10 protein-coding genes are annotated in these 11,972 nt (G+C 60.4%); 7 read left to right on the top strand and 3 right to left on the bottom strand.

What is annotated here, in order from left to right:
- Window positions 1-193: 193 nt before the first annotated feature.
- The 7 genes from pqqF to QRN50_RS15920 all read left to right on the top strand — a co-directional run bounded on the left by pqqF (window position 194) and on the right by QRN50_RS15920 (window position 7,688).
- Window positions 194-2,482, top strand: coding sequence for a pyrroloquinoline quinone biosynthesis protein PqqF (pqqF, locus tag QRN50_RS15950; protein WP_096127420.1), 2,289 nt, complete (start codon window positions 194-196; stop codon window positions 2,480-2,482).
- A gap of 135 nt (window positions 2,483-2,617) precedes the next feature.
- Complete coding sequence (pqqA, locus tag QRN50_RS15945) at window positions 2,618-2,692, top strand: pyrroloquinoline quinone precursor peptide PqqA (RefSeq protein WP_003422658.1); 75 nt, start codon at window positions 2,618-2,620, stop codon at window positions 2,690-2,692.
- Window positions 2,693-2,780: 88 nt separating this feature from the next.
- Entirely contained in the window at window positions 2,781-3,692 is a 912-nt protein-coding gene (pqqB, locus tag QRN50_RS15940; RefSeq protein WP_024641268.1) for a pyrroloquinoline quinone biosynthesis protein PqqB, read from the top strand.
- An 8-nt stretch (window positions 3,693-3,700) separates the two neighbouring features.
- Complete coding sequence (pqqC, locus tag QRN50_RS15935; protein ID WP_096127419.1) at window positions 3,701-4,456, top strand: pyrroloquinoline-quinone synthase PqqC; 756 nt, start codon at window positions 3,701-3,703, stop codon at window positions 4,454-4,456.
- Window positions 4,453-4,737, top strand: a complete 285-nt coding sequence (gene pqqD, locus QRN50_RS15930) for a pyrroloquinoline quinone biosynthesis peptide chaperone PqqD (protein WP_003402122.1) — start codon at window positions 4,453-4,455, stop codon at window positions 4,735-4,737. Before pqqC ends, pqqD begins: the two co-directional genes overlap by 4 nt.
- A complete protein-coding gene (pqqE, locus tag QRN50_RS15925) occupies window positions 4,730-5,899 on the top strand; it encodes a pyrroloquinoline quinone biosynthesis protein PqqE (RefSeq protein ID WP_024640644.1) in 1,170 nt (389 codons plus the stop codon). Before pqqD ends, pqqE begins: the two co-directional genes overlap by 8 nt.
- Entirely contained in the window at window positions 5,862-7,688 is a 1,827-nt protein-coding gene (locus QRN50_RS15920) for a S9 family peptidase (RefSeq protein ID WP_096127418.1), read from the top strand. The genes pqqE and QRN50_RS15920 overlap by 38 nt, the downstream gene beginning before the upstream one ends.
- A gap of 55 nt (window positions 7,689-7,743) precedes the next feature.
- Here the strand turns inward: QRN50_RS15920 and QRN50_RS15915 are convergent, their stop codons facing one another.
- The 3 genes from QRN50_RS15915 to QRN50_RS15905 form a co-directional block, all read right to left on the bottom strand.
- Window positions 7,744-7,905: a YqaE/Pmp3 family membrane protein gene (locus QRN50_RS15915; RefSeq protein WP_002555565.1), complete on the bottom strand. Its 162-nt coding sequence runs from the start codon at window positions 7,903-7,905 to the stop codon at window positions 7,744-7,746.
- Window positions 7,906-8,308: 403 nt separating this feature from the next.
- A complete protein-coding gene (locus tag QRN50_RS15910) occupies window positions 8,309-10,087 on the bottom strand; it encodes an acyl-CoA dehydrogenase C-terminal domain-containing protein (RefSeq protein ID WP_024659547.1) in 1,779 nt (592 codons plus the stop codon).
- 169 nt (window positions 10,088-10,256) lie between these two features.
- Window positions 10,257-11,555: a GGDEF domain-containing protein gene (locus QRN50_RS15905; protein WP_024659548.1), complete on the bottom strand. Its 1,299-nt coding sequence runs from the start codon at window positions 11,553-11,555 to the stop codon at window positions 10,257-10,259.
- Window positions 11,556-11,972: the final 417 nt, after the last annotated feature.

The raw sequence follows: 11,972 nt of genomic DNA, 5'->3' as shown, positions 1-11,972 counted from the left end.
CAAAAACGGCCTCCTGCCCGAGGGGTAGGAGCGAACTTGTTCGCGAAGACGGTCGTTCAGGCGATGCATTGTCGGGAAGCTTGACGGCCCCTTTGCGTCCTCTATTTCGCAGGCTTGAGCAGCAGGCTCGCGAACGGGTCGGCTAATCCGCTAGCATGACGCTTCGCCTTGCAACGCTTTCCGGACGCCCCTCATGCCTGCCGCACACTCCGCCGACACTCAACGCCTCACGCTGGCCAACGGCCTGAATGTGCTGCTGTGTCACGAGCCACGGCTCAAGCGCTGTGCGGCCTCGTTGCGCGTGGCAGCCGGCAGTCACGATGCGCCACAGGCGTGGCCAGGGCTGGCGCATTTTCTGGAGCACCTGTTTTTTCTCGGCACCGAACGCTTCCCGGCCGGGGACAACCTGATGACCTTCGTGCAGCGTCATGGCGGGCAGGTCAATGCCAGCACCCGCGAGCGCACCACCGACTTCTTCTTCGAACTGCCGCAGGCGGCCTTCGCCCAAGGGCTGCAGCGACTGTGCGACATGCTTGCCCGGCCGCGCATGGACATCGCAGATCAATTGCGCGAACGCGAAGTGCTGCACGCCGAGTTCATCGCCTGGCTCGGCGATAGCGCATCCCGCGATCAGGCGCGCCTGCTGACAGCGATCACGCCTCAGCATCCGCTGCGTGGCTTTCACGCTGGCAATCGCTACAGCCTGTCAGTGCCTAACCCGGCGTTTCAGCAGGCATTGCATGACTTTTATCGAGGCTTCTATCAGGCCGGGCAGATGACCCTGTGCCTGACTGGCCCGCTGCCGATGGCTGAATTGCAGGCGCTGGCGATAAACCACGGCGCGGTTTTCGCCACTGGGATAAAGGTCACACAGCGCCCGCCTCCAGCATTGATGACCAGCCCTCGACAGGCTGGCGAGCAAAACCATCTGCTGTTTGCCTTCGAGAACTTGCCGGACAAGGCTGACGAAGCGGTGGCCTTCTTCTGTCACTGGCTGAACGCAGCGCAGCCTGGCGGACTGGTCGCCGAGTTGGTGCGCAGGGGGCTTGGCACTTCACTGAACGCCGCGCCGCTATACCAGTTCGGCGGGCAGCTTTTGCTGGATATCGAGTGTAAAGGCGACCCGGCGAACGCGACCGCTATCAGCAGCCTGCTTTTCAGCTGGCTCGGTTTCTTCAAGGCTCACTGGCCGACGCGAATCGAGGAATACCACCGTCTCGAACAACGCCGTCTGCAGATGTGCGGAGCATTGGCTCTGGCCAACCATCACTGTCGCGAAACGCCCGCGCAGTTGAGCGAGCAAGGCCAAAAAGCCTTAAGCGCATTTCTCGCAAAACTCACGGCTGACGTGGATAACCTCGATCCAGAGCCGGTCGACTGGCGCCTGCCCGCCCCGAACCCGTTTCTTGGTACGGCAGTGGACGACCCCGCTGAAGCCGCGCTGTACCTGCGCTGGCAACTGCCGTCCCCACAGCCCGCCTTTTGGCGGATGCTCGACGCCGCGCTCAAGCCACTGGCCGAAGACGCACGTCAGGCCGGGGTAACACTGACCTTCACCGCGTACGGCCCCTACTGGCAGCTGCAGTTGAACGGCTTGCGCGAACCGATGCCAGCGGTTCTGCAACAAAGCCTCCTGCGCTTGCAGCACCCCGATGCCCGCGCGCAGGAACACGACGAGCCGGTGTTGATCCCGATCCGTCAGTTGCTCAAGCAGCTTGCCGATCACTACCTGCGCAGTGACCCGGAGGTGACCATAAGCGACCTGCCAGGCGTATGGTCGGCTTCGCGCTGGATCAGTTTCACCAGCGGTTTCGACACGGCCAGCCAGTCGATGTTGGACGCGGTGTTGAATGCAGCACCCGGCGTTCGGCAAACTTCCCCGGCCGATCTGCCAACCATTCGCGCTGGCAAGCACTGGGCAGCGCAAGCATCGTCTTCCTCGGAAGACGCCGTGCTGGTGTTCTGCCCGGCGCCCACGACTTCCATCGAAGATGAAGCCGCCTGGCGTTTGCTCGCGCACCTGGCCCAGCCGCCGTTCTATCAGCGGCTGCGGGTCGAGCTGCAATTGGGTTACGCGGTGTTCAGTGGCCTCAGGCAGATCGACGGAAAGACCGGCTTGCTGTTCGGTGTGCAATCGCCCACCTGCAATGCCCAGCAACTGTTTGAGCACATCGCGGCCTTTATCGGCAGATTGCCGCAGTTAGTCCGCGACGCAGATTTGCCTGAACAGACAAACGCCCTTGCAGCGCAGTTCGAGCCGTCGAACCTGCCGGAGCAACAGCGTGCCGACCTGCAGTGGCAGGCACACCTTGCCGGGCATCAGAGCGACCATGCGCCCACCTTGCAGCGGGCGCTGTCAAATCTGGAAACACACTCGTTGCTGGCCTCTGCGGATCAATTGATCAAGGCCACAGGTGGCTGGCTGATCGTGGCCAATCGCCCTGCCAGCGCGGCCGTTCCGCAATCCTTACCTGAACAGTAACGGTCTTTCATGCAGATTCTAGCCCTGCTGAATTGTGAAAATGAGTAACATAGCTCCCTAAGCATCTGAACGTATGCCTCCAGCGATGCACTAAGATGTAGTCACCCACCGCTGCACTTATCCGAGGAGATTTTTATGTCGTGGACTAAACCTGCTTACACTGATCTGCGTATCGGTTTTGAAGTCACCATGTACTTCGCAAGCCGTTGATTTCAGTGCGCTGTGAAGCCTCGGTTCGCCGGGGCTTTTTTTATGGTTGTGGCTGTTTTTTATTTCAGAGCGTGTCCCAGGAGCTGTCATGTACATCCAGATTCTAGGTTCTGCTGCTGGCGGTGGATTCCCCCAGTGGAACTGCAACTGCGTCAATTGCGCGGGCTTTCGCGACGGCAGCCTGCGTGCCCACGCGCGCACCCAGTCGTCCATTGCGCTGTCCGACGACGGTATCAACTGGGTGCTGTGCAACGCCTCACCGGACATTCGCGCGCAATTGCAGGGTTTTGCGCCGATGCAGCCCGGGCGCGCATTGCGCGACACCGGCATCAGCGCGATCGTGTTGATGGACAGCCAGATCGACCACACCACCGGCCTGCTCAGCCTGCGTGAAGGCTGCCCGCACCAGGTGTGGTGTACCGATATGGTCCATGAGGACCTGAGCACCGGCTTCCCGCTGTTCGAAATGCTCAAGCACTGGAACGGCGGCCTGAGCTGGAACCGCATCGAGTTGCAGGGCAGCTTCGTGATTCCGGCCTGCCCGAACCTGCGCTTCACGCCCTTCCCGCTGCGCAGCGCCGCGCCGCCCTACTCGCCACACCGTTTCGATCCGCACCCGGGCGACAACATCGGCCTGCTGGTCGAAGACACCCGCACCGGCGGCAAGCTGTTCTATGCCCCGGGCCTGGGCAAGGTCGATGAAGCACTGGCCGAGAAGATGCGTGACGCCGACTGCCTGCTGGTCGACGGCACAATGTGGGACGACGACGAAATGCAGCGCCGTGGCGTGGGCACGCGCACCGGCCGGGAAATGGGCCATCTGGCACAGAATGGTCCCGGCGGCATGCTCGAAGTCCTCGAAGGCTTCCCCGAGCAGCGCAAAGTGCTTATCCACATCAACAACACCAACCCGATTCTCGACGAAGACTCCCCGGAACGTGCGGAGCTGCTTCGTCGCAACGTCGAAGTGGCCTTCGATGGCATGAGCATCGAGCTTTAGGAGCTGACATGAGCGAAGCGACTGCGCTGTCCCCCGCCGAATTCGAACAGGCCTTGCGCGCCAAGGGCGCCTATTACCACATCTATCACCCGTTCCATGTGGCGATGTACGAGGGCCGAGCGACCCGCGAGCAGATTCAGGGCTGGGTCGCCAACCGTTTCTACTATCAGGTGAACATTCCGCTCAAGGACGCGGCGATTCTGGCCAACTGCCCGGATCGCGAGATCCGTCGCGAGTGGATTCAGCGCCTGCTCGATCATGACGGTGCGCCCGGCGAAGACGGCGGCATCGAAGCCTGGCTGCGCCTCGGCCAGGCCGTGGGACTGGACCCGGACCAGCTGCGCTCGCAGGAACTGGTGCTGCCAGGCGTGCGCTTTGCCGTCGACGCCTACGTGAACTTCGCCCGCCGCGCCATCTGGCAGGAAGCCGCCAGCAGCTCGCTGACCGAACTGTTCGCCCCGCAGATCCACCAGTCGCGTCTGGACAGCTGGCCGCAGCACTACCCATGGATCGACCCGGCAGGCTATGAGTATTTCCGCACTCGCCTGGGTCAGGCCCGACGCGATGTAGAGCACGGCCTCGCCATCACGTTACAGCACTACACTACGTACGAAGGTCAGCAGCGTATGCTGGAAATCCTGCAGTTCAAACTCGATATCCTGTGGAGCATGCTCGATGCGATGTCCATGGCCTACGAGTTGAACCGCCCGCCGTATCACAGCGTCACAGACCAAAGGGTCTGGCATAAGGGGATTACCCTATGAAGCACGATCCGCAGTTCCGAGCGTTGACACCCAAATGGCATCAAGGCTATCGCTTTCAGTACGAGCCTGCGCAAAAGGCGCATGTGGTGCTTTACCCTGAAGGCATGATCAAACTCAATGAAAGCGCGGCCCTGATTGGCGGGCTGATCGATGGCAAGCGCAGCATCGCCGCCATCATTGATGAGCTTCATCAGCAGTTCCCCAATGTTCCCGAACTGGGCATGGACGTCGACGAGTTCATGGAAGGCGCCAAAAAGAAAAACTGGATCGATCTTGTCTGACATAGCACCCGTCACCAACACCCCGTACATACCGCCCACACCCGAGGTCGGGCTGCCGCTGTGGCTGCTCGCCGAGCTGACCTATCGCTGCCCGTTGCAATGCCCGTATTGCTCCAACCCCCTGGATTTCGCCAAACAGGGCCAGGAGCTGAGCACCGAGCAGTGGTTCAAGGTCATGCAGGAAGCGCGGGAAATGGGTGCGGCGCAGATCGGTTTTTCCGGCGGCGAGCCGCTGGTGCGCCAGGACCTCGCCGAACTGATCGCCGAGGCACGGCGTCTGGGCTTCTACACCAACCTGATCACCTCGGGCATCGGCCTTACCGAAGAGAAGATCATCGCCTTCAAGGAAGCAGGCCTGGACCATATCCAGATCAGCTTTCAGGCCAGCGACGAGCAGGTCAACAACATGCTCGCCGGCTCGAAAAAAGCCTTCGCGCAGAAGCTGGAAATGGCCCGCGCGGTGAAAAGGCATGGCTACCCAATGGTGCTGAACTTCGTGACCCACCGTCACAACATCGACCGTATCGACAAGATCATCGAGCTGTGTCTCGCGCTGGAAGCGGACTTCGTCGAACTGGCGACCTGTCAGTTCTATGGCTGGGCGCATCTGAATCGCGTCGGTCTGCTGCCGACCAAAGATCAACTGGTCCGCGCCGAAGCCGTCACCAACGAATATCGCGCCCGGCTGGAGGCAGAGAATCATCCATGCAAACTGATCTTCGTCACCCCTGATTATTACGAAGAGCGTCCCAAAGCGTGCATGAACGGCTGGGGCAATATCTTCCTGACCGTGACACCGGATGGCACGGCGCTGCCCTGCCACGGCGCGCGGCAGATGCCCATTCAGTTCCCCAACGTGCGCGATCACAGCATGCAGCACATCTGGTACGACTCGTTCGGCTTCAATCGCTTCCGCGGTTACGACTGGATGCCCGAGCCGTGCCGTTCGTGTGACGAGAAGGAAAAGGACTTCGGCGGCTGTCGCTGCCAGGCCTTCATGCTGACTGGCGACGCCGCCAATGCCGACCCGGTGTGCAGCAAATCCTATCACCACGGGATTATCACTCAGGCTCGTGACGAGTCCGAAACCGCTACTCAAACCATTGAAGAGCTGGCCTTTCGCAATGACCGAAACTCACGACTCATCGCAAAATCCTCCTGAACGCCTGAGCGCCGCCCAAGCGGTCGCTGCCGGCGTCGACTTCGCCGAACTGGATGTCAGCTCGGCGGGCCTGTTCTGGAACGAATACCGCCCCGAAGACGGCGCGAGCCGCATCTGGCACTGGTACGCCAACAGCAAGCGCTGCCTGACGCCACAAGGTTTCAGCGTACGCAGCCGGGTGTATGAATACGGTGGGGGTTCGTTCTGCCTCGCCGACGACGCCGTAGTCTTCGTCAACGAGCGCGACCAGCAATTGTATCGACAGGCCCTGGACGCCAGCGAGCCGGTGGCGCTGACCGAGGGCGACAAGCGCTACGGCGGCGTGTTCTTCAGCGGCGGCCGGATTCTGGCCGTTGAAGAGGACCGCAACACGCATCGACTGGTGGCTATCGAGCTGGCTGACGGCAAGCGCCAGATGCTGGCCGAAGGCGCTGATTTCTACTCATCGCCGATTGTCAGTGCCGACGGCAGACGCCTGGCCTGGATCGAATGGCAGCGCCCGCATCAGCCGTGGACCAGCACCCGTTTGATGTGTGCGACGAAACAGGACGACGGCAGTTGGACCGCTGCGCAGTGCATCGCAGGTGACGGTGCGCAAGAGTCTCTGCAACAGCCGCGCTTCGATGCCCACGGGCGTCTGTATTGCCTGACTGATCGCGCGGGTTTCTGGCAGCCGTGGGGCGAATCGCCTTCCGGGTTTGCGCCGCTTCCCGCCCGTCCGGCGGATCATGCTTCCGCGCCGTGGCAAATGGGCAGTTGCACCTGGCTGCCGATCAACGATGGTTACCTGGCGAGCTGGTTTGCAGACGGTTCAAGTGTTCTTGGGCTGTGTCAGGCCAGCGGCAGCGTCGAGGATTTCAGCGCGGGTTACAGCCGCTTTCGCAGCCTCGCCATTGACGAAGAGTTCGTCTATTGCATCGCCGCCTCGGCCATCAGCACCTCAGCGGTACTGGCCATTTCTCGCCACGACGCCAGTGTTCAGGTGCTTGCCGGAGGCGGGTCGCCGCTGCCGGCCGATCAGATCAGCCGTCCTCAGACGTTGCGTTACCCCAGTGGCGGGGCCGAGGCTCATGGCTACTTCTATCCGGCCATGACCGGCGCAGAAAAACCGCCGCTGGTGGTGTTCATCCATGGCGGCCCGACCTCTGCGTGCTACCCGGTGCTGGACCCGCGCATTCAGTATTGGACGCACCGCGGCTTCGCCGTCGCAGACCTCAATTATCGCGGCAGCAGCGGCTACGGCCGCGTGTACCGGCAAGGCCTGCACCTCACCTGGGGCGTGGCGGACGTCGAAGATGCCTGTGCAGTGGTCAACCATCTGGCCGAGCGCGGCCTGATCGACGAACGACAGGCTTTCATTCGCGGCGGCAGTGCCGGTGGCTACACCACGCTCTGCGCGTTGGCCTTCCGCGACGTATTCCGCGCAGGCGCCAGCCTTTACGGCGTCAGCGACCCGGTAGCACTGGCCAGGGCGACGCATAAATTCGAGGGTGATTATCTGGACTGGCTGATCGGCGATCCCGACAAGGACATCGAGCGCTATCAGGCTCGTACGCCCCTGCTGCACGCCGACAGCATCAAAGTGCCGGTGATTTTCTTTCAGGGCGAACTGGATGCCGTGGTGGTTCCGGAACAGACCCGGTCCATGCTCAAGGCCTTGCAGGACAACGGTATCAAGACCGAAGCGCACTTCTATGCGGACGAGCATCATGGGTTCCGCAAGGCAAATAACCTGGCAGATGCGCTGGAAAAGGAATGGCGTTTCTATCGGGATGTGCTGGATGCCTGATCAGGCCGTGTGATCGTTCCCACGTCAGGGAACGATCAGCGTGTGCAGCGAGGTGTTACTTACGCGAAACGATGATGTAGATCGCGTGGATGATGCCGGGGATGTAACCCAGCAGGGTCAGCAGGATATTCAACCAAAAAGCGCCAGCAAAGCCTACTTGCATGAACACGCCTACCGGAGGCAGCAGAATGGCGAAAATGATACGAATGATGTCCATGAAAAGCTCCTGATTGATTGGCTCTGATTGGCCATACAGCTAATCGACCCTGCCCGGCGGCGAGGGTTCAACCGGCTCTGGCACCGCGCCATTATTCTTTCTCGGGAGAGGATCAGGACAAGCATTGCACTGCGGGCACAACATCGTGTGCTGCGAGCAGAAAGAACATCGAATCGTTAAAACGCAAACAAAGAAAACCCCGCCGAAGCGGGGCTTTCCAGACTGTTTCCCTGATTTCCCTTTCACCCCGCCATCCTGGCAGGCTTCCCTACGTGTCCCTGTTATGTCTTGTTGCGCGTCCTGCGCTACGTCCATGAACAAAGATTAACTTTGGATCCCTTTCTTGGGAAGAGGCCAATTGGCGTCACGTAGTGTAAGCAAATGCTTACAAGACTTTTCCAGGTCAGAATTGTGACGCCTTCAACAGGTACAGCGACTCGCTGCCCGCGCGTACCGAGGCATCCAGCGAGTGAATACGCGGCAGCAGACGTGCGAAGTAGAAGCGTGCGGTCCCCAGCTTGCTTGCGTAGAACTCCTCCTGCTGCTCCTTGCCGAGTGCTGCCTTGGCCATCATGGCCCACATGTAGGCATACGCGGTGTAACCGAACAGATGCAGATATTCCACAGAGGCCGCACCGATTTCATTGGGGTTGTTGCGCGAGCGATCCAGCACCCAGCCGGTCAGCTCATCGAGCATATTCAAGGCTTTGCTCAGCGGCTGAGTGAACTCGCTGAGCGCGTTGTCCGAGCCGGTGATGAACTGGCGGACTTCATCGGAGAACAGCTGATAGAACGCGCCATTCGAGCCGACGATCTTGCGCCCGACCAGGTCCAGCGCCTGAATGCCGTTGGTGCCCTCGTAGATCTGCGTGATACGCACGTCACGCACCAGTTGTTCCTGGCCCCACTCGCGGATGTAACCATGGCCGCCGAATACCTGCTGGCCATGCACGGTGGTTTCCAGACCGATATCACTCAGGAACGCCTTGGAGACCGGTGTCAGCAGTGCTACCAGATCATCGGCACGCTTGCGCGCGGTATCGTCTTCGCTGAACTTGGCAATATCCAGTTGCAGGGCGACGTAGCTGGAAAACGCCCGACCGCCTTCGTTGAAGGCTTTCATGGTCAACAGCATGCGACGCACGTCAGGATGGACGATGATCGGGTCAGCGGCCTTGTCCTTGTTCTGCGCACCGGTCGGGGCACGGCTCTGCAGACGGTCCTGCGCATACTCGACGGCGGCCTGATAAGAGCGCACGCCAGACGCCAGGCCCTGGATACCGACGCCGAGGCGCTCGTAGTTCATCATCGTAAACATCGCCGCCAGCCCTTTGTTAGGCTCGCCGATCAGGTAACCGGTGGCGGCGTCGAAGTTCATCACGCACGTCGCAGACGCCTGGATGCCCATCTTGTGCTCGATCGAGCCACAACTGACGGTGTTGCGCTCGCCGAGGCTGCCGTCGTCACCAACCATGAACTTGGGCACCAGAAACAGCGAGATGCCCTTCGGGCCAGGCGGAGCATCCGGCAACTTGGCCAGTACCAGATGGATGATGTTTTCGGTCAGGTCGTGTTCGCCACCGGTAATGAAAATCTTGCTGCCGGTGATCTGGTAGGCACCGTCCGCCTGGGGTTCGGCGCGCGTGCGAATAATGCCCAGGTCAGTACCGGCGTGGGCCTCGGTCAGGCACATCGACCCGGCCCAGACGCCCGAATACATGTTGGGCAGAAATTTGTTCTTGAGCTCCTCGGTCGCGTGGGTGTCTATCGACACGCAGGCGCCGGAGGTGAGCATCGCGTACAGACCGAACGCCAGGCTGGCAGAGTTGAGCATCTCTTCGACCTGAGCCGACACCACCTTGGGCATGCCCATGCCGCCAAACTCGGGGTTACCGCCTACACCGACCCAGCCGCCTTCGGCGTAGATCTTATAGGCCTCGGGAAAACCGGCAGGCGTGGTGACGACGGTGTCCTTCCAGTGGCAGCCCTCCTCGTCACCGTTGCGGCTCAGCGGCGCAATGGTCTTGCTGGTCACTTTACCGGCTTCTTCGAGAATGGCTTCGACCGTTTCGACGTCGACTGTTTCGGCCAGCTCGGGCAGTTGAGCCCAGAGCTTTGAAACCTCGAAGACTTCATTGAGGACGAAGCGCATATCGCGCAGTGGCGCTTTATAGTCAGCCATGGCAAACCTCGTGAACACGGATCGAAATGCTTTGGGAAGCCGATCGATGCATCCAGCGACGCAGATCAGCAGTCGAGTTCCACGAGTCTAACCGAACAACATTTCAGAGACATAGGGTCGTGTCATGACTGAATAGTCATAACAGGTCACGGGAAGTGCCAGGGTTTGCTCAGGTTGCCGCTTCAGTGGTGCGCACAGCGCCGCGTCGGTTCAACTGCCCGTAAGCCACCACACAATTGCGCCCGGCGCCCTTGGCTGCATACAGCGCCTGGTCGGCGCTTTTGAGCACTTCTTCGGGCGTGCGATGCTCCGGCTGGCGTTCGGCAACGCCGATACTCACCGTCACCGACACGCTGCCAGCCTGCGCGCCGCTTCGACGCTGTCGGCCTTGCTGGTCGTCCTGAGGGCGATTGTCCTTGTTGCGCAGCTGAATTTCGTAACTGGCGATGGTCTCGCGGATGGCTTCCAGGTGCGGCATGCACTCATTGATGCTCTTGGCGGCGAACACAATGGCGAATTCCTCACCGCCATAGCGATAGGCCTTGCCGCCACCATTGGTGATTTTCGACAGCTTGCTGGCCACCAGACGCAGCACCTGATCGCCCACATCGTGGCCGTGGGTGTCATTGAATTTCTTGAAGTGATCCACGTCGCTCATCGCCAGCACATAGTTGCGACCCAGACGCTGCATGCGCTCATTGAGCGCCCGACGCCCAGGCAGCCCGGTAAGCTCGTCGCGGAAGGCCATCTGATAGGCCTCGTGAGCGACGGCAGCGGCAATCATCAGCATCACCTGGCTGCAAAGGATGTTCAGTGTGAACGGCAGGATGAAGGTTTTGGGCAATGCCCAGAGCAAACCCAGCAGGCCGACGATCTGCGCCGCATGCAGCGGTCGCGGCTTTTCCAGGTATTGCCAGATCAGCACCCCGAACGACACCAGAAACATCGCATAGGACAACTGAATCAGGCTCATCCATGCGCCATGCAGGACAGGCCAGCGAATGTCCGCCAGCCAGACTTGCAGCTCGACCGGATAACTTTGCTCAAGCCCCACCGCCACGCCGCCCAGCGCCACCAGCACCGCGAGCCGCGCAACCATGTCCTGGAACAGATGCGTTCGTTCCTCCCATGCCGCATATAACCCGAACAGCAGCGGCAGCAGCAGGCAGACCAGGTGAAAGATCACCGCCGCATCCTCGCGAACCTTGCCGTTGTCACGGTAGTAGTCGGTCTGGGTGTCGAGCAGGTAGTAGGCGATATACACCGTGAGCATCAGAAACAGCTCGCGCTGACGTCGATAAACACAGCAGTACGCACCGCCCAACAGAAGAACCAGAGTAGGAAGCACGTTGAACAGCGAGGTGAAGAAGACGTTCAGGTCCTTTACGTACGCAGCCGCCAGCCCCGCCACCAGCAAACCCAGTGAAGGCAGAAAATGACTCAAGCGTGCAGCTGATGGACGCAACAAAAGGGGTTATCTCCTACCCGGCATCTGGATGACTGGCTGGCCTAATGGCATTGTGCCCTTCGTCAGCGAACAATGCATCGGCAGGATCAATAAACAACTTAATTTCTGTAACGGCAGGAAGTGGGAAATGTTTATTGCGGGCGTCTAGTGCCCATGCGCCGCGTTGGCATGCATTAGGTGACGCTTCGCGTCGTGCTGCAGCGCAACGTCATGCTTTGCCTGTCATCACTGCACATAAAAGCGCTTTTTTATCGCGATGTTACTGACGACGCAAATTGCGACGTAAGTGACGGCTGAGTCCTGGCGCTGATACGGGGGTAACTCGGCAAGGATGCCGAGTTACCCGCATCCGGGCCATGGATGGCCCGTTGCGGCGACCCCCGGATCAGTGACAGGGCGAAGGAACCCGACGAAGTC

Source organism: Pseudomonas sp. MEJ108 (assembly GCF_030208985.1).
GTDB lineage: Bacteria > Pseudomonadota > Gammaproteobacteria > Pseudomonadales > Pseudomonadaceae > Aquipseudomonas > Aquipseudomonas fragariae.
Note: the sequence above shows the minus strand (reverse complement) of the source record. Positions and strands in the feature narration are given on the sequence as shown.

Coding starts and splice junctions, on each gene's coding strand:
- pqqF (WP_096127420.1), top strand. CDS start 194: ATGCCTGCCGCACACTCCGCCGACACTCAACGCCTCACGCTGGCCAAC.
- pqqB (WP_024641268.1), top strand. CDS start 2,781: ATGTACATCCAGATTCTAGGTTCTGCTGCTGGCGGTGGATTCCCCCAG.
- pqqC (WP_096127419.1), top strand. CDS start 3,701: ATGAGCGAAGCGACTGCGCTGTCCCCCGCCGAATTCGAACAGGCCTTG.
- pqqD (WP_003402122.1), top strand. CDS start 4,453: ATGAAGCACGATCCGCAGTTCCGAGCGTTGACACCCAAATGGCATCAA.
- QRN50_RS15920 (WP_096127418.1), top strand. CDS start 5,862: ATGACCGAAACTCACGACTCATCGCAAAATCCTCCTGAACGCCTGAGC.
- QRN50_RS15915 (WP_002555565.1), bottom strand. CDS start 7,905: ATGGACATCATTCGTATCATTTTCGCCATTCTGCTGCCTCCGGTAGGC.
- QRN50_RS15910 (WP_024659547.1), bottom strand. CDS start 10,087: ATGGCTGACTATAAAGCGCCACTGCGCGATATGCGCTTCGTCCTCAAT.